The 16,834-nt window shown below is 45.0% G+C and carries 18 protein-coding genes; 2 read left to right on the forward strand and 16 right to left on the reverse strand.

Features of this window, described 5'->3' with window-relative positions; genetic code table 11:
• Positions 1 to 6: 6 nt before the first annotated feature.
• A complete protein-coding gene (gene vrrA / locus B1A98_RS05050) occupies positions 7 to 549 on the forward strand; it encodes a VrrA/YqfQ family protein (protein WP_063385545.1) in 543 nt (180 codons plus the stop codon).
• 91 nt (positions 550 to 640) lie between these two features.
• Positions 641 to 1,597: a 4-hydroxy-3-methylbut-2-enyl diphosphate reductase gene (locus B1A98_RS05055; protein ID WP_063385544.1), complete on the forward strand. Its 957-nt coding sequence runs from the start codon at positions 641 to 643 to the stop codon at positions 1,595 to 1,597.
• A 156-nt stretch (positions 1,598 to 1,753) separates the two neighbouring features.
• Here the strand turns inward: B1A98_RS05055 and B1A98_RS05060 are convergent, their stop codons facing one another.
• The 16 genes from B1A98_RS05060 to ybeY all read right to left on the reverse strand — a co-directional run bounded on the left by B1A98_RS05060 (position 1,754) and on the right by ybeY (position 16,818).
• Positions 1,754 to 2,872, reverse strand: coding sequence for a Nif3-like dinuclear metal center hexameric protein (locus tag B1A98_RS05060; RefSeq protein ID WP_063385852.1), 1,119 nt, complete (start codon positions 2,870 to 2,872; stop codon positions 1,754 to 1,756).
• Positions 2,850 to 3,578, reverse strand: a complete 729-nt coding sequence (locus B1A98_RS05065; protein WP_063385543.1) for a tRNA (adenine(22)-N(1))-methyltransferase — start codon at positions 3,576 to 3,578, stop codon at positions 2,850 to 2,852. Before B1A98_RS05065 ends, B1A98_RS05060 begins: the two co-directional genes overlap by 23 nt.
• Before the next feature lie 98 nt (positions 3,579 to 3,676).
• Positions 3,677 to 4,045 carry a cytochrome c550 gene (cccA, locus tag B1A98_RS05070; RefSeq protein WP_063385542.1) on the reverse strand — a complete coding sequence of 123 codons (369 nt, stop codon included), beginning with the start codon at positions 4,043 to 4,045 and terminating at the stop codon, positions 3,677 to 3,679.
• A gap of 166 nt (positions 4,046 to 4,211) precedes the next feature.
• Positions 4,212 to 4,745 (reverse strand): hypothetical protein, encoded by a 534-nt coding sequence (locus B1A98_RS05075; protein ID WP_063385541.1) that lies wholly within the window; start codon positions 4,743 to 4,745, stop codon positions 4,212 to 4,214.
• A gap of 255 nt (positions 4,746 to 5,000) precedes the next feature.
• Complete coding sequence (gene rpoD / locus B1A98_RS05080; RefSeq protein ID WP_041097285.1) at positions 5,001 to 6,122, reverse strand: RNA polymerase sigma factor RpoD; 1,122 nt, start codon at positions 6,120 to 6,122, stop codon at positions 5,001 to 5,003.
• A gap of 40 nt (positions 6,123 to 6,162) precedes the next feature.
• Positions 6,163 to 7,977 carry a DNA primase gene (dnaG, locus tag B1A98_RS05085; protein WP_087903730.1) on the reverse strand — a complete coding sequence of 605 codons (1,815 nt, stop codon included), beginning with the start codon at positions 7,975 to 7,977 and terminating at the stop codon, positions 6,163 to 6,165.
• A 517-nt stretch (positions 7,978 to 8,494) separates the two neighbouring features.
• Positions 8,495 to 9,301, reverse strand: a complete 807-nt coding sequence (locus B1A98_RS05090; RefSeq protein ID WP_063385851.1) for a pyruvate, water dikinase regulatory protein — start codon at positions 9,299 to 9,301, stop codon at positions 8,495 to 8,497.
• Between the two features lie 30 nt (positions 9,302 to 9,331).
• The gene (gene ccpN / locus B1A98_RS05095; RefSeq protein WP_041097289.1) at positions 9,332 to 9,967 is read right to left on the reverse strand and encodes a transcriptional regulator CcpN; all 636 of its coding nucleotides are present in this window, start codon (positions 9,965 to 9,967) and stop codon (positions 9,332 to 9,334) included.
• A gap of 219 nt (positions 9,968 to 10,186) precedes the next feature.
• Positions 10,187 to 12,259: a glycine--tRNA ligase subunit beta gene (gene glyS, locus B1A98_RS05100; protein ID WP_063385540.1), complete on the reverse strand. Its 2,073-nt coding sequence runs from the start codon at positions 12,257 to 12,259 to the stop codon at positions 10,187 to 10,189.
• Entirely contained in the window at positions 12,252 to 13,142 is an 891-nt protein-coding gene (glyQ, locus tag B1A98_RS05105; RefSeq protein WP_041097293.1) for a glycine--tRNA ligase subunit alpha, read from the reverse strand. Before glyQ ends, glyS begins: the two co-directional genes overlap by 8 nt.
• A gap of 367 nt (positions 13,143 to 13,509) precedes the next feature.
• Entirely contained in the window at positions 13,510 to 14,286 is a 777-nt protein-coding gene (gene recO, locus B1A98_RS05110) for a DNA repair protein RecO (protein WP_063385539.1), read from the reverse strand.
• Positions 14,287 to 14,310: 24 nt separating this feature from the next.
• Entirely contained in the window at positions 14,311 to 14,466 is a 156-nt protein-coding gene (locus tag B1A98_RS05115) for a YqzL family protein (protein ID WP_065849526.1), read from the reverse strand.
• A gap of 110 nt (positions 14,467 to 14,576) precedes the next feature.
• A complete protein-coding gene (gene era / locus B1A98_RS05120; protein WP_063385538.1) occupies positions 14,577 to 15,497 on the reverse strand; it encodes a GTPase Era in 921 nt (306 codons plus the stop codon).
• Entirely contained in the window at positions 15,490 to 15,888 is a 399-nt protein-coding gene (locus B1A98_RS05125; protein WP_063385537.1) for a cytidine deaminase, read from the reverse strand. The genes era and B1A98_RS05125 overlap by 8 nt, the downstream gene beginning before the upstream one ends.
• A gap of 89 nt (positions 15,889 to 15,977) precedes the next feature.
• Complete coding sequence (locus tag B1A98_RS05130) at positions 15,978 to 16,367, reverse strand: diacylglycerol kinase family protein (protein WP_276204924.1); 390 nt, start codon at positions 16,365 to 16,367, stop codon at positions 15,978 to 15,980.
• The gene (ybeY, locus tag B1A98_RS05135) at positions 16,345 to 16,818 is read right to left on the reverse strand and encodes an rRNA maturation RNase YbeY (RefSeq protein ID WP_063385536.1); all 474 of its coding nucleotides are present in this window, start codon (positions 16,816 to 16,818) and stop codon (positions 16,345 to 16,347) included. The genes B1A98_RS05130 and ybeY overlap by 23 nt, the downstream gene beginning before the upstream one ends.
• Between the last annotated feature and the right edge of the window lie 16 nt (positions 16,819 to 16,834).

Here is a 16,834-nt window from a genome sequence, read left to right on the forward strand (position 1 = left end):
CAAGTGATGATTCCTGTTCCGCGCGGTAACGGGCTTCCTCCCTCCTATCGCTATCCGCCTCCTATGCGGGGATTTTCTCCCTCCATGCCGCCCCCAGGCATGCCAAGAAGAACAGGCGGACGAGGGCTTCTTGGCCTTTTAAGGCAAGGGGCCGGATCCGGCATGACCGGGTTTGAGCGTGGTGGGGCCGGAGCTGCTGCCCAAAAGTTAGCCAATCCCATGAACTTGCAGCAAATGCTGGCGAACACCCAGCAAGTATTGAAAACCGTCCAGCAAATCGGTCCGATTGTCGAACAGTATGGTCCCATGGTCAAAAACCTGCCTTCCATGTGGAAGCTGTATAAAGGATTAAAATCCCTTCCTAATGCAGAGGAAAGCAAAGAAAGCGACAGCCAATCGAAGCAGCAAGAAAGTAAGCAGCAAGAATCTGATACTGAAAAAACAGAAAAACAGCCAGCTAAAGCAGAAGAAGCTCCGCCGGAGGATGATGGCGATAAATCCGCTCCAGCACTGGAAACGAAATCATCGTCTCCCAAACTTTATATTTAAGAAGCGGCTGTTCACTTCCAAAGTTCAGCCTCCTCCTATATAATGAATTCGTACACATTTTCACTCCGCCCTAAAAATAGGAGGTTTTTTTATGGAACTGATTAAAATTGCCCCAAGAGGGTATTGCTACGGCGTGGTAGATGCAATGGTCATTGCCCGGAACGCCGCTTTAGATAAAAGCTTGCCGCGTCCGATTTATATTCTTGGAATGATTGTCCATAACAAGCACGTAACAGATGCATTCGAAGAAGAAGGCATTATTACCCTTGAAGGCAGTAACCGCAAAGAGATTTTGGAAAAAGTCAACGAAGGAACGGTTATTTTTACTGCCCATGGCGTTTCTCCAGAGATCAGGGAGCTGGCCCGCGAGAAGAACCTTGTCACTATCGATGCGACTTGCCCTGATGTAACAAAAACGCACGAATTGATTCTTGAGAAGAAAGCTGAAGGCTATGAAATCATCTATATCGGGAAAAAAGGGCACCCCGAGCCGGAAGGTGCGTTAGGGGTTGCCCCTGATATCATTCATCTAGTCGAAAAGCCTGAGGACATCGGCAAATTGAACATTCAAAGCTCAAAGGTGATTGTAACCAATCAAACAACGATGAGCCAATGGGATGTAGCTGATATCATGGACGAAATTAAAGAAAAATATCCGCATGCAGAAATGCACAAGGAGATTTGCCTGGCTACCCAGGTTCGGCAAGAAGCAGTAGCCGAACAAGCAGGCGCTGCCGACGTGCTGATCGTTGTCGGCGATCCAAAGAGCAACAACTCTAATCGCCTCGCTCAAGTATCCATAGAAATTGCCGGGACAACCGCTTACCGGGTGGCCGATGTTTCAGAAATTGAAATTGACTGGCTTAAAGACGCTAAAGTAGCAGCTGTCACTGCCGGAGCGTCCACACCGACACCGATCGTTAAAGAAGTGATCCAATTTATAGAGCAATTTGATCCAAACGATGAGAGTACATGGGCACGCGAGAAAAAGGTTCCGCTAAATAAAATCTTGCCGAAAGTAAAAAGATCCACACTTACAACCCGTTAAGCAAAAACAAAGAAAGCGGCAGATCCTTGCAAAAGGATCTGCCGCTTTCTGTTTGTCAGCAAAAGGGAGTCGAAATAACCCCGTTCTGGATTTCACGAACTTAGAGAGCGGCAGGCCTTTCGGGTTCCCATTAAGGCCGCCCGCGGCTGTTCGTTTTTATATAAACGTAAACGGATCTGTATGAATGGAAGAAGGAATGAACTGCACATCCAGTCCTTTCTCTGCTGCCAAGGCGGCCATTTTATTTGCTGTTCCCGCTTTCATGACTTTTTCTACATTATGGCCAGGATCAACAACCTTTAAGCCCGCTGCTAACGCATCATGGGCAGTGTGGTAATAGAAGTCACCCGTTACATACACATCTGCCCCTTTAAATTTGGCGGATTGAAAATATTTGTTTCCATCGCCTCCAAGCACGGCTACTTTCTTGACCTCTTCAGTTAAGTGGCCAACAACACGCACGCCTTTCACATCCAGCTTCTCTTTCACGAATTCAGCAAATTCATGCAGGGTCATAGATTTTTCCAGCTGGCCGATTCTTCCAAGGCCGAGTGTTTCTCCCTCATTATCAAGCGGATAAATATCGTAAGCGACCTCCTCATAAGGATGGGCCTTCAGCATGGCAGACAGAACCTTTTTCTCCAAGCTTCTTGGATAAATGGTTTCTATCTTTACCTCTTCTACCGTTTCCAGCCGGCCGGCTTCTCCAATATATGGATTTGTCTGCGCGCCAGGCAGGAATCGTCCTGTTCCCTCCACGGAGAATGAGCAATGGCTATACTCGCCGATAAAGCCCGCTCCCGCTCTGCCTAATGCTTCCCGAACACTTCCGGCATGGTCTGACGGCACAAACACCGCAAGCTTCCTTAAGTCCTCTTGGAGCGTCGGTACGAGCACTTCTGTTTCTGTTAGCTCAAGCGCCTCTGCCAACAGATCATTCACACCGCCCTTGGCCACATCCAAATTTGTATGAGCTGCATACACGGCGATGTCATGCTTAATCAGCTTCTCTAAAAGCCGCCCGGCTGGATCGCTCGTAATAACCGATTTCAATGGCCGGAAAATTAACGGGTGGTGGGCAATAATCAGCTGAACATCTTTGTCAATCGCTTCGTCCACCACTTCCTCCAATACATCAAGCGCTATCAGCACCCGCTCAACCGGTTTGTTTAAGCGGCCCACTTGCAAGCCGATTTTATCGCCCTCCATTGCATATCTTTTAGGAGAGAATTGTTCAAACAGCTGAATAATTTCATGTCCGTTCGTTTTCTTCACCATTGATTGCCTCCTTGATTAACTGAAGTTCTTGAAGCACACTTTGCCTTTTCTGATCGGCCGCCTGCTGATCTTCTGCCTTCTTCAGATTTTCGAGCACCACCTCAAGCTGATCTGCTTCTCTTCTCCACTTCTTGAGGAATACATCACTTTTTTCAGCCAGCAGCATCGGGCCAGTCAGCAACTCGACTTCTTTCCTCTTCCCGTAGGGCTTGTCGGCATCTCCTTGTTCAGCAGTTAAGATTTCATAAATTTTCCCGTCTTCTTCCATGATTTCCTCATCGATTAATTGCCATCCGTTCATTAACAGCCACCTGCGAATATGATCTGCCCGGAGGTTAGGCTGAAGCACAAGCCGCTTGACCCCGACGAGCTTCTCCTTTCCTTCATTGAGAATAGAAGTGATCAACGGACCGCCCATTCCGGCAATCGTGACACAGTCCACCTCGCCGGCTGCAATCACTTCCAGGCCATTTCCTTTTCGCACGGCGATTTTCTCTTCAAGCCCTGCGGCTTGCACCTGCTGCTTGGCCGCCTGCAAAGGACCATCGGCTACTTCCCCTGCCACCGCCTGTGCAGCCACTCCTCTTTGGACAGCATAACAAGGCAGATAAGCATGGTCGGAGCCGATATCTGCTATAACCGCTCCAGCCGGAATCCGGGAGGCTACCGCCATGAGTCGTTTTGATAATTGATTAATATTCATCGTGTCACCACTTTTAATTTAATGTATCTTCTCTATTCTAATAGAAAACGGTTAATGTAAAAAAGTTCTTTGCCCTTAGACAAAGAACTTTTTCTGCATTATTTAATTTTGCTGACCCAGTCAGCCATTGCGTCAGCGTTTTCAGCTGGCACAAGACCCGGAGGCATAGCGCCTTTACCGTTTGTGAGGATCTCTTTAATTTCGTCTTTCGACAATTTGCCGCCAACACCTTTCAAAGAAGGACCTGCTCCTCCTTCGAAGTTGCCGCCATGGCAGCCTGCGCAAGTTTGCTTATAAAAACCTTCTGGTTCAAAAGCACCTGCTGTTTCACCTTCTGCTTGCTCTCCGCCTTTTTCCTCTTTCGCCATTTCTTTAGAGTTATCCAATCCCTCTAAAGAAAGGAAGAAAATCAGACCAAGGCCGAACACAGCAATCAGCAAGAACGGAATGATCGGATTACGTTTCATTTTTTAACCTCCCTTATGTACACAAATAACAAATAGAAAGTACAAACACTTATTATTCTACTTGAAAATAGAGAAGACGAAAAGCCCTTACATAGAAGTTTTTACCCGTTTGTCGTAAATTAGACACAATTTCGGCCCTTTTTTCTTCTGCAACAGATTTTTTATATTATACAAACATAAAAATCAGCAGCAATGCCGCTCCCAGCCATGCAGAGATTGTAAAATAAATCTGACCTAGCTTTCTGCCTGCTGCCCACCAGATTAAACAGTGAAAAAATAAGAGTGCATAAAGAGAAGCAGCATTTTCTCCCCATAGCCTCTCATGCAGCTCCACAGTGAAAATCAAAAACAAAACAGCAGCGGCGGCGTATAAAAACGGAAGAAAAAAACCTTTTTTAGAAAAATAAATAGCAAAAGCTGTCAATGAAACGACAAAAGCTGCCAAAATCGTCATTTGCAAAGGGAAAGACAATTCAGTAAAATATAGAACAAATAAAGAAATACCTGTCAATAAAAGGGCGGCAAACAAACTGACAGCGAACAGACGCTTAGCGCTTATTCTTTTGGCAGCGTTTTCGGGCAGCTCTTCTCCTTGCGTATACAGCGTCAGCAAATAATCGCAGTATTGTTCAGGCAACATATGATTCTGTTTCCAAAAAGAAATTTCATTGAGGATAATTTGTTTTTTTTCATCTTTCATCCATTGTCACATCCTGTCATAAACACATTCAAGAAAAATCGGGAAATACCTGCTTACAATAAAAAAAGTTTACTTCTTAGACAAGAAGTAAACTGCAGGTGCAAACAAAGCCGGCTTTATGCTGCAAGCCCAGCTTTTCAATGACAAGGCACGAAAAGTGAGCCATGCAGAAAAGAAGCGTTTATCAGCAGATTAAACAAAGCAAATGCAGGACGGTCCAGCCTGCTCGACTGTCAAGCCATTTGATCGTCTTTTTTATTCAAGAAAATCTTTCAGTCGTTTGCTGCGGCTTGGGTGGCGAAGTTTACGCAGGGCTTTCGCTTCAATTTGGCGAATCCGTTCGCGTGTTACGCCAAACACTTTACCGACTTCTTCAAGCGTACGAGTGCGGCCGTCATCCAGCCCAAAACGAAGGCGCAGGACATTTTCTTCGCGATCAGTTAAAGTATCAAGGACATCTTCCAACTGCTCCTTCAGCAATTCATAGGCAGCATGTTCGGAAGGTGATGTAGCTTCCTGATCTTCGATGAAATCACCTAAGTGAGAATCATCCTCTTCTCCAATCGGTGTTTCCAGAGAAACTGGCTCCTGGGCAATTTTAAGAATTTCGCGGACTTTTTCCGGTGTTAAGTCCATTTCCTCAGCAATTTCTTCAGGAGAAGGTTCGCGGCCAAGATCCTGAAGAAGCTGTCTTTGGACACGGATCAATTTGTTAATGGTTTCAACCATGTGAACAGGAATCCGGATCGTTCTTGCTTGGTCAGCTATCGCACGCGTAATCGCTTGGCGTATCCACCAGGTAGCATACGTACTGAACTTAAACCCTTTGCGGTAATCGAACTTTTCGACCGCTTTAATCAAGCCCATGTTTCCTTCCTGGATAAGGTCAAGGAAGAGCATGCCGCGTCCCACATAACGCTTAGCAATGCTGACTACAAGACGAAGGTTCGCTTCGGCCAGCCGGCGCTTGGCTTCTTCATCGCCTTCTTCGATGCGCGTGGCCAGTTCAATTTCCTCTTCAGCGGAAAGAAGGTCGACACGGCCAATTTCCTTTAAATACATGCGTACAGGGTCATTAATTTTTACGCCCGGAGGAACGCTTAAATCGTTGAGGTCAAACTCTTCGCTTTCCTTCTCAAGTTCATGAATATTCGGATCCTCATCCTCGTCCTCATCGTTTGTTATGTCAATCCCTTGTTCCCCAAGGTACTCATAAAATTCATCAATTTGATCAGATTCTACTTCAAACGGCGACAACTTATCCGCCACATAATCATAAGATAATTTGCCCCTCTTTTTCCCTATCTCAACAATTTGCTCTTTCGCTCTTTCCAGTGTTACTTCAGCTTCTTTGGAACGTGTAGACTTTTCAGCCATTCGTCGTCCCCCTCCTTCCAAAATCCTTGCCTCAGAGTGATTACTTATTTTTCAATTCCTTTTTCAACTTGACAATTTCCATAGCAAGATGGGCGGCTGTTCCATAATCCTTGGCCTTTTCCGCTGCCACTTGCTGTTGTTTTTTTGCTTTTATTTTCAATACTTTATCGTATTGCAATATTTCTTTTATATAATCATGGACTGCTTCATCATTTATCGCTTCACTGACCATCATCATTTCTATATCTGAAACGAGGCGGCGCAAATTGGTGTTTGGGAGAAAACTGATAAATGCACTTGAATCCGGCGCATTGCCTCCTTCATAAAAGCCCAGCAAATACGTAAAGATGGCCTGGTGCTCATCTAGATTGAATGTTTCGCCATTTAACAGCTCCTTGACTTTATATGTCAGGTCCACATCCTTCAGCATATGAGCAATGAGCCTTCGTTCTGCTGTTTGAAAGGCCGGATACAGTTTGACCGGCGCACGTACAGCAGGTGCTGGCCGGAGTGTTTGTTCATTTGAAGCATGTTTCTTTCTTTCCTTGAAGAACAGCTGTTTTTCCTGTTGCTTTAACGCATCAAGCGAGAGCGAAAATTGCTCGGCGATCTGCCTTAAATAGTAATCCCGCTCCACTGCTTTTTTCAGCTTGGAAATTTCCGCTACTATCTCTTCAATATAGTGAAGCTTTTGGCCTTCATCCTGTAAATTTTTCCCTTGCTTATAATATTCCATCTTGAAGGCCATTAGGGTCATAGCTGTTTCAATCACATTGTTACGAAACTTTTCAGCGCCATAGGCCTTTATATAGTCATCCGGGTCCAGTTTATCCGGAATGAGGGCGACTTTGATATCGCAGCCGTTGTCACTTAAGAGATTAGCCGCACGGAAGGCCGCTTGTATGCCTGCCGAATCGCCGTCAAAACAAATAATGACCTGATCGGCTATTCGTCTAATCTGCTGGACATGAGCATCAGTCAGCGAGGTTCCCATCGTCGCGATCCCTGTTTCCACCCCGGCGCTTGCCGCTGCAATTACATCGGCAAATCCTTCAAAGAGGACAGCATAATGCTGCTTGCGGATAGCTGGCCGAGCCCGATGAAAGTTATACAGGAGACGGCTTTTATTAAAAAGCGGGGTTTCGGGACTATTTAAGTACTTGGGCTTTTCATCATGAAGCGATCGGCCGGAAAAAGCGACGACCTTTCCTTTTTCATTATGAAGCGGAAACATGATGCGCCCGCGGAAACGGTCGAAGTAGCTTCCATCCTCCTCTTTGCGGATAATCAATCCGGCTTTTTCCATCCATTCAGAGTCAAACCCGCGCTTTTGCAGAAATTTGGCGGTAAAGTCCCAATTGGGAAGCGACCAGCCGATTTGAAAAGCTTCCAGTTCTTCCTTTGAAAAACCCCGTTTTTCCAAATAATCCAGCGCTTCCTGTCCCTCTGTTGTATTCATCAGCAAATGATGGTAGAATTTTGCCAATAGCTCATGAGCTTCCATGATTTGATCATGCTCTTTCGAAATCGAGCCTCCATGCTCATGGCGTGTAACAGCAGAGTCAAGAGTTATTCCTGCGCGTTCGGCCAATTTGGCCACAGCTTCCTGAAAGGAAATGTTTTCTATTTCCATCAAAAAAGAAAAAACATTTCCTCCCGCTCCGCACCCGAAGCAATGATAAATCTGCTTGTCGGGGGATACAGAAAAGGATGGTGAATTCTCACCATGAAACGGGCATAGCCCGAAAAAATTTCTTCCCTGCTTTTTCAACTGAACATAGTCGCTGACCACTTCAGTAATATCCAGTGATTGCTTAATTTGTTGAATTGTTTCTTCAGGAATCTTTCCTGTCACATACATCACCAGCTATACTATTGTTCGATAAAAAAACTAAAGTTCCTGCAGCTTTTTCCGCTATTTGTTTTCTTTTAGCGGCTTCTGCCAGCGATTATCCGTTCTGGCACCTTGTGCGCTGCTGGTTAACCGCCAAGCAAGCACAGGCAAGAGAATCGACAAATCCTCTCAAATTTCTCTTCCCTATGCATTATTATTCTACAATGTTGATTAGAATCCTTCTCAAATGAGAAATAAACTAAAAAAAACGAACAATTATCTGCCGTCCGGCAAATATCCTTCCAAGTGGCATACAATTAGTTTATTCCTTTACGCTAGGTGTTAAACCTTTTTAAATACATTTTTATCACAATTTTTTATTATAGTACATTTCATAAAAAAAAACCATTGATTTCTGCAGGCCAAAGAAAAAGAAGCTCTTCCAAAATGAAAAGCCTCTCTTTCCCATTGGCCGTCTAAACCATAAAACTTATCGATCAACTGTTCAATTGTAAAACCGTACGGCCTCAAGCAATTATTATTTGCGTTTGCCAAGCCGGCTTAAAATAATGTTAGCCGTTTCTTCCACGGCTTTATTTGTTACATCAATCACTTCGCAGCCAATGCGGTTCATAATCTTTTCGGAATAGGAAATTTCCGCTTTAATCCGTTCAAGATCCGCGTAACTCGCACTGTCATTAAGACCAAGAGATAGCAGCCGTTCCCTGCGGATTTGGTTCAGTTTATCCGGACTGATTTTTAATCCAAAGCACTTTTCAGGCGGAAGGCTAAATAATTCCTCTGGAGGGTCCACTTCTGGTACAAGCGGAACATTGGCTACTTTCAGACGCTTATGCGCCAGGTATTGTGAAAGAGGCGTTTTTGACGTCCGTGAAACACCGATTAAAATAACATCCGCTTTCAACAGACCTCGAGGATCCCGCCCATCATCATATTTGACAGCAAACTCGATAGCTTCTACCTTTTTGAAATATTGTTCATCCAGCTTCCTCACGAGGCCCGGTTCCATTAAAGGCTGATGGCCGTATAAAGATTCTAATTCATCCATCAGCGGACCAATCAAATCAAAAATCATAATATTTTCTTTTTCAGCTTGCTGCTTCATATAATTTCTGATCTGTGGTTTAACAAGTGTATAAACAATAATTCCGCGCTCGATTTTCGCCAGGTCAATGACTTCATCAATGGTCGATAAATCCTCCACATATGGAAATCGTTTGATCACAGCGTGCGATCCATTAAACTGGCTGACAGCCGCTTTTGCCACAAGTTCGGCTGTCTCGCCTACTGAATCAGAGACGATGTAGATGATTGGGTCATTCAGCAAAAAATAGAACCTCCTTTCTTAGCTGCATCATTCGTCATCTGCCAATGAGACAAATGCTTTGGCAATATTCGTTTTAGTGATGCGGCCGATCACTTCTTGGCCGGCAGCCGTTTTTTTCACGACTGGCACAGCATCTATTTGGCGTTCAATTAAGTTTTTCGCCACATCAACGAGCAAATCATCTCTTTCGCATACAGTAACGTTTGGCATTCTTGTCATAATAATATTGACTGGAATTGCATTTAATTCCTGCTTGCCGATGCTTGCCCGCAGCAAGTCTTTGCGTGAAAGCACACCGGCTAAATGACTGTTCTCATCTACTACAAACAACGTGCCGACATCCTCTAAAAACATTGTGACGATGGCATCGTAGACAGATACATGTTCGCGTACAACAACAGGCACCGCCTGATAGTCTTTCACATAGATTTTCATTAAATTTTCCGTAAGAAGCTGGGTGCCGGATTTGCCTGTATAAAAATAGCCGACGCGGGGCCGTGCATCTAAAAAGCCGGCCATCGTTAAGATAGCTAAATCCGGACGCAGCGTAGCTCTTGTTAAATTCAGCCGTTCCGCGATATTTTCACCGGTAATTGGCCCGTTTTCTTTGACAATTTGCAGGATTTTCTCCTGCCGATTATTAAGTTCGATCTCCCTCACCACCTAATGCGCAATAACAGCACAAGTGCCGGCAGCCCGTTACCCCTTTCATTCTTACAGCTGAGCCAACAAGCACCTGTGCCTCCGTCTTTAAAAGTGTTATACCATATAATAAATATTATATACTATTTAACCCGAATGAAAAGAAAAGTTTCATTCGGCCGCTATATTTTGCGCTGGTATAGATGAATGATCAATGAAAGCAAAAAAACAACTGCTCCTTTACTTCACTAAAATTTTATTAAAGTCAGCAAAATTGAGAATAAGCACCGAAAGTTCTCTCATTTGATTTAAACGGTTTTCCCGGACAGCTGCTTCTTCCGCCATAACCATCGTATGGTCAAAATATTGTTCGATCGGCTGCTTTAAGCTTGAAAGCAGAGCAAATTGCTGTTCCGCTGTTTCTGCCGCTTCCAGCCCTTGCTGTACATGAACAAATTCCTTGTATAATGCCTTTTCTTCCTCATTTTCAAAGAGCTGTTCCTTCACTGCTCCTGCAGCGGACGCTTTTTTAGCAATGTTTACAACACGGCTCAATGCTTCCGTCGCCTCTTTAAAGCCGGCTTCTTCCTTATGTGCCATCAGCACAGCTGCTTTTGCAAACAGAGAAGTCAAGGAGCCGATCTGCTCCGCCAGCACAGCGTCAATTAAATCATAGCGAACGTCTCTTTCCTGCAAGCTGTGTTTAATGCGAAGCTTAAAGAACGCAACCAATTCTTCCAAGAGAGCTTCCGTTTCTTTTTCACCGACTTGGTCTGCTTTCACCACATCGATAGCTGCTTGCAGAACCGTTTCAAGCGAAACATCCCACTTCTTCTCTTCCAGAATAAGAACAATACCTGCTGCTTGTCTTCTTAAAGCATAAGGATCTTGAGAGCCGGTTGGAATAATATCGACGGCGAAGCAAGAAACAATCGTGTCCAGCTTATCAGCCAGGCTAACGATGGCTCCGGTAAATGTTTCAGGCGCTTTATCTCCAGCATGGCGCGGTTCATAATGTTCGTTAACGGCCCGGGCCACTTCCGCATCTTCACCTTTTTGCCGAGCATACTTTTCGCCCATGATCCCTTGCAATTCCGGAAACTCATATACCATCTGTGTAACAAGATCAAATTTGCAAATTTCTGCTGCACGATCGATTTTTTCTTTTTCTTCTTTGGCTGTGCCAGTGAGCTCGCCCAGCTTGGCCGCCAAACGGCGAATTCGGCTGACCTTTTCAGCTAGCGTGCCGATTTTTTCATGATATACGATAGCTTGCAGTTTGTTTAAGAAGAAATCAATTTCTTTGCTTTGATCTTCTTTATAGAAAAAGTCAGCATCGGCAAGCCGGGCTCTCAATACCTTTTCATTTCCGCGAGCGACCGTATCAAGCGAACGGCTGTCACCATTGCGGACAGTAACAAAGTGAGGAAGGAGCGTGCCTTCTTTATCTTTTACCGGAAAATAACGCTGATGCTCTTTCATGGATGTAATCAGCACTTCTTCAGGCAATTCAAGAAAATTGCTGTTGAATGATCCGGATAAAGCAGTCGGATATTCTACCAGGTTAGTGACTTCTTCAAGCAAGTCTTCATCGACGGGAATGACCCACTTGTTTTCTGTTTCCAGCTGGGCCAGCTGCTGGCGGATAGACTTTTTCCGCTCCGCCGGATCTGCAATAACAAACTGATTCTTCAGCAGTTCTTCGTAGTCTCCTGGCATCTCCACCGTCACTGAATCTCCTAAAAAGCGGTGCCCTTTTGTTGTCCGGCCGGTAGATACATTTGTGATTTGGAATGGGATCACTTCTGAGCCGAATAAAGCAACCATCCATTTAATCGGGCGAATATACCGCAGGTCATTGTCTGCCCAGCGCATATTTTTTCCAAAATGCAGGCCAATGACAATCTCACGCAGCTTTGGCAGCAAATCAACCGTCGGCTGGCCCTTAATGAATTTATTGACATGAACATATTCTACACCGTTGATTTCTTTAAAATAAATATCATCAACAGTCATCCCTTGACCGCGCGTGAATCCGATCGCTGCTTTGGACCAGGAACCATCTTCTTGAAGGGCGATTTTTTTAGCCGGCCCTTTCGCTTCTTCTTCGATATCCTCTTGCGCTTCCGCCGCCCCTTCTACCAGGACAGCTAATCGACGCGGAGTAGAATAAAGCTTTACTCCTTCAAAAGAGACTTTCTGCTCTTGCAGGAATTCTTCCACTTTCTTTCCAAGCTGATTCATGGACTCCGTTACAAAGCGCGCTGGCATTTCCTCCAGGCCAACCTCTAACAGCATATCTCTCTTATTCATGTTCCGCCTCCCCTTTCTCTTTCAACATTGGGAATCCAAGTTTTTCGCGTTCTTCATAAAATGTTTTGGCAATTTGTCTAGCCAGACTGCGCATACGGCCCAGATAGGCTGTTCTCTCTGTGACTGAAATTGCTCCTTTTGCATCAAGAACGTTGAACACATGAGAGCATTTTAGAACATAATCATAAGCAGGATGAACAAGCCCTTCGTCCATTTGGCGCTTCGCCTCTTTTTCATAAATCGCAAAGAGATTAAAAAGCATGTCAGCATCTGAAGTTTCAAAGGTATATTTCGAATGCTCGAACTCCGGCTGATAGAAGATATCTCTGACAGTGAAGCCTTCTGTCCATTCCAAATCGAACACATTTTCCTTTTCTTGAATATAAGACGCCAGACGCTCAATTCCATATGTAATCTCTACCGAAACTGGCTTACATTCGAGTCCGCCAACTTGCTGAAAATAGGTGAATTGAGTGATTTCCATTCCATCAAGCCATACTTCCCAGCCAAGCCCGGCACAGCCGAGAGAAGGATTTTCCCAGTTATCCTCTACGAAACGGATATCATGGTCAAGCGGTTCAATGCCGAGTGCCCGCAAGGAATCCAAATACATTTCCTGAATGTTATCCGGTGAAGGCTTCATAATCACTTGAAACTGATGATGCTGGTATAAGCGGTTCGGGTTTTCCCCGTAGCGGCCGTCTGCCGGTCGCCGGCTCGGCTCTACATAAGCCACGTTCCAGGGCTCGGGGCCGATCGCCCGCAAGAACGTATAAGGGCTCATCGTGCCTGCTCCTTTTTCTACGTCGTATGCCTGCATTAAAATACAGCCGTGATCAGACCAGTGTTTTTGCAAGGTTAAAATCATTTCTTGAATATTCATATCGATGCCTCTCTTTCTATAATTGGTGAATGGCGCTCCCTGTTGCGAAGAAAACGAAGCACCATTGCTGTACTAAATAACTTAGCGGCTGGAGCATCTGTAACAAACCAAAAAACTCCCGTCTCTATGCACATCATTGTACATAGGGACGAGAGTTACCCGCGGTTCCACCCTATTTGCCGTATACTAAAACACGGCCTCTTTTCCAACATGCTGCTCCAGACCGCCCTTCCATGATGCTCTTTCCCCGGCTTTCACTGTCCCGGGTTCGCTTGTAAAAGAGGAAAATCATGTACTCCATTCCTTCACTGCAGCTAATCATTATTTGGATTGAATATAAAAAACTTAATCGAAAACAGGCCGTTTGTCAATCCTCTTCTTGCTCTTTATTCATAAGAAAAGACTGCATTCTCTCCATCTGGTCAAGAAACCTGCGCGATTTTAAATAAATGCCGGAATACTCATCGTAGTAGAGAGAAATCGCCGTCCGCAATTCTTTTTTTGTCTCTTCCTTCACCTTGATATCGCCCAGTCTTTTCAGATCGAAAAAATAAAACAGCCGCAACAGTTTAATTGCAGCTTGTGATAACGGCAGCAAATATGGATCTACTTCAAAGCAGCGATGGCATAAAAAGCCGTTTTCCCGAATGGAAAAGGCAAAACGGCCTTCCCGGCTCCCGCAATGAGCACAGCCGGACAGCTCCGGGTGCAAGCCGATCACCTGCAGCATTTTCATTTCAAAAATGGCTGTGATAACTTCTGCGTCATACCCCTCGTTCAAGTAATGAAGACATTGCTCAAAAAGCTCATATAAATATGGATTCGGCTTTTTTTCTTCTGTGCTTTTGTCAAGCAGTTCGGCCATGTAGGCCGCATGTGCAGACATAAGCAAATCTTCCCGGATATGGCGCATGGATGTCATCATTTCCCCCTGCTGCAATGTACCGAGACCGCTGCCGGACTGAACAAGAAAGCTTCCATGTGTAAACGGCTGGGTGACGGAAGAAAGGCGGCTGTTGGGCTTCTTTGCTCCACGCGCCATAAAAGCGAGCTTGCCCTTCTCCCGTGTGTAAATGGTTACAACTTTATTAGTTTCTCCATAATCGGATGTTCGAATTACAATCCCTTCAATCTTTTGAAGCATGAGAAGGCCATCCTTTCACCCTCCTCAATTCGTCACTCCGGCAACCGGGAAGTCGGGATCAGCCAATTGTTGCTCTTGTTCAAATGGGGGATAGCTGCGGCCTTGTTCAATCTCCTTATACAAAAGGTACATTTCCACACTTCCTGTCTCCGAAAAGACTTTCCACGTAAAATCTAACATGCTCTTTCCCGCCTTTCTTAATTAGAACTGGCATTTACCTTTGGCTTCCCTATTAGCTTCACCGATTCCTTTTTGATTATGAGGAGCAAAAATTTCTAATTATTGATTGATCAGTATTCATCTTCACGGAACCCGAAGTCACGAAGGTTGGATGCTTTGTTGCGCCAATCTTTTTGCACCTTCACCCACAGCTCGAGAAATACTTGGGAACCCAGCAAATGTTCAATGTCATGCCGGGCCCGCTGGCCGATCTCCTTGAGCAAAGCACCGCGCTTGCCGATGACAATCCCTTTTTGGGAGTCTCTCTCCACAACGATCGTAGCCATAACATTGATAATGTCTTTGTCACTGCGCCGCTCCATTTTATCAATAACCACGGCAATGGAATGAGGCACTTCCTCCCTTGTCAAATGGAGAACCTTTTCCCGGATCAGCTCGGACACAATAAAGCGCTCCGGATGGTCTGTCACTTGATCAGCCGGATAATATTGCGGCCCGGCAGGCAAATTTTCTTCAATTTGTCCAAGCAGGCGCTCTACGTTGTTTCCTTCAAGAGCAGAAATAGGAATAATCTCTGCAAATGAATATAAATCTTTATATCGGTCGATTAATTCCATCAACTGATCTGGATGGATGCGGTCAATTTTGTTGATCACAAGAAAAACCGGCGTTTGGATGCCCTTCAGTTTTTCAATAATAAACTCATCCCCGCGGCCGTATCCTTCTTCGGCATTCACCATAAAAAGAACCAGATCCACTTCCTTTAGCGTATTAACGGCAACCTTCATCATAAAGTCGCCAAGCTTGTGCTTTGGTTTATGAATGCCCGGGGTATCAATAAAGATCATTTGGGCGTCTTCTTTCGTATAAACTCCTTGCACTTTGTTTCTTGTCGTTTGCGGCTTATCACTCATAATGGCAATCTTTTGGCCGATCACCCTATTCAGGAAGGTCGACTTCCCTACATTCGGGCGTCCAATAATGGAGATAAAACCTGATTTATAAGTTGAATTTGTCTCTTGTCTATTCATGTAAATCCTCCGGTGAAAATGCTCCTGGCAATAGTTGTTCAACAGTTGTTTCTTGTACATCTCCCTGCAGGTTCGTTAAGATGACCTTCATTTCAGGCGGACAAAGCTCAGAAATCACCTGACGGCAGGCACCGCATGGAGGTACCGGCCGCTTGGTATCGGCAGCTACCGCCAGCGCAGCGAATTCTTTTTCGCCCTCGGACCAGGCCTTAAATAAAGCGGTTCTTTCCGCGCAATTACACATGCTGTAGGCAGCATTTTCTATATTGCATCCGTGAAAGACCTTTCCATCCTTTGTCAGAAGTGCAGCACCTACTTTAAATTTTGAATAAGGCACGTATGCACGTTCTCTTGCGATGATCGCTTCCTTAACTAATTGTTCTTTTTTCAATGATTCCTGCTCCTCTGCTTTCTATTTTAATATAAAACAGCTTTGTTGTAATCTATTTATGTTTTCTTTTTCTGAAAAATCTAAATTATCTAAAATAAACCAAAGACTTTCGGCAAAAAAATGATTGTTCCGACCAAAGAGGCAAGAAGGGAAAACAATAAAACCGCTCCTGCCGCTACATCTTTGGCCGCTTTAGCCAGCGGATGGCGATCTTCTGTTACTAAGTCGACGGCTTTTTCGATAGCAGTATTGACTGCTTCAAGCGTCATCACTCCAAAGATCATTATTAAAATAAACAGCCACTCGGTTCGCGATAATGAGAAAAATACGCCCGCCGCGACCACTGCGGCTGCCGCGGCCAAATGAAATCGGAAATTAGGCTCTTGCCAAACAATTCGCAGGCCGTTGAGCGCATAGCGGAAGGAAAAGAAGAACCGCTGCAAGCCGATCGCTTTTTTACCGTTCCAATCCATATTCATTTAAGATGTCCCTTTGCTTTTGAAACATGACTTTTTCCTCTTCCTCTGTCATATGATCATAACCGAGCAAATGAAGCAGCCCGTGAACGGCCAGAAAACCCAGCTCCCGTTCAAAGCTGTGTCCATAATCAACAGCCTGTTCCTTCGCTCGCGGCACAGAAATGACAATGTCCCCCAGCATGCGCGGCAGTCCTTCCGCCCCGCTAATTGTTATTTCCCCCTCTCCCATTTCTTCCAAAGCAAAAGAAATAACATCAGTCGGTGCATCTTTCTCGCGATACTCGCGGTTGATTTCCTGAATTCGGGCATTATCAGTAAATGTTACCGAGACCTCGCTTCCTTCAGCCACGCCTTCCTTTTGAGCGGTCATCTCTAGCAATGCCTCCACCAGTTGAAAGGCTTCCGCTGCCAACTCTTCTGTTTCATCCACCATATCTATCACTAAGCCCATTGCTTTCCTCCGTTCT

This window comes from Pseudobacillus badius (assembly GCF_002189605.1).
GTDB lineage: Bacteria > Bacillota > Bacilli > Bacillales > Domibacillaceae > Pseudobacillus > Pseudobacillus badius.

What these genes read in the sequence shown, in the direction of transcription:
- ybeY (WP_063385536.1), bottom strand. Translation starts at nt 16,818, where the DNA reads ATGGGCTTAGTGATAGATATGGTGGATGAAACAGAAGAGTTGGCAGCG.
- glyS (WP_063385540.1), bottom strand. Translation starts at nt 12,259, where the DNA reads ATGAATAAGAGAGATATGCTGTTAGAGGTTGGCCTGGAGGAAATGCCA.
- B1A98_RS05075 (WP_063385541.1), bottom strand. Translation starts at nt 4,745, where the DNA reads ATGAAAGATGAAAAAAAACAAATTATCCTCAATGAAATTTCTTTTTGG.
- vrrA (WP_063385545.1), top strand. Translation starts at nt 7, where the DNA reads ATGATTCCTGTTCCGCGCGGTAACGGGCTTCCTCCCTCCTATCGCTAT.
- cccA (WP_063385542.1), bottom strand. Translation starts at nt 4,045, where the DNA reads ATGAAACGTAATCCGATCATTCCGTTCTTGCTGATTGCTGTGTTCGGC.
- B1A98_RS05130 (WP_276204924.1), bottom strand. Translation starts at nt 16,367, where the DNA reads ATGAATATGGATTGGAACGGTAAAAAAGCGATCGGCTTGCAGCGGTTC.
- glyQ (WP_041097293.1), bottom strand. Translation starts at nt 13,142, where the DNA reads ATGAATATTCAAGAAATGATTTTAACCTTGCAAAAACACTGGTCTGAT.
- B1A98_RS05115 (WP_065849526.1), bottom strand. Translation starts at nt 14,466, where the DNA reads ATGTTAGATTTTACGTGGAAAGTCTTTTCGGAGACAGGAAGTGTGGAA.
- recO (WP_063385539.1), bottom strand. Translation starts at nt 14,286, where the DNA reads ATGCTTCAAAAGATTGAAGGGATTGTAATTCGAACATCCGATTATGGA.
- B1A98_RS05055 (WP_063385544.1), top strand. Translation starts at nt 641, where the DNA reads ATGGAACTGATTAAAATTGCCCCAAGAGGGTATTGCTACGGCGTGGTA.
- B1A98_RS05065 (WP_063385543.1), bottom strand. Translation starts at nt 3,578, where the DNA reads ATGAATATTAATCAATTATCAAAACGACTCATGGCGGTAGCCTCCCGG.
- rpoD (WP_041097285.1), bottom strand. Translation starts at nt 6,122, where the DNA reads ATGGCTGAAAAGTCTACACGTTCCAAAGAAGCTGAAGTAACACTGGAA.
- era (WP_063385538.1), bottom strand. Translation starts at nt 15,497, where the DNA reads ATGAATAGACAAGAGACAAATTCAACTTATAAATCAGGTTTTATCTCC.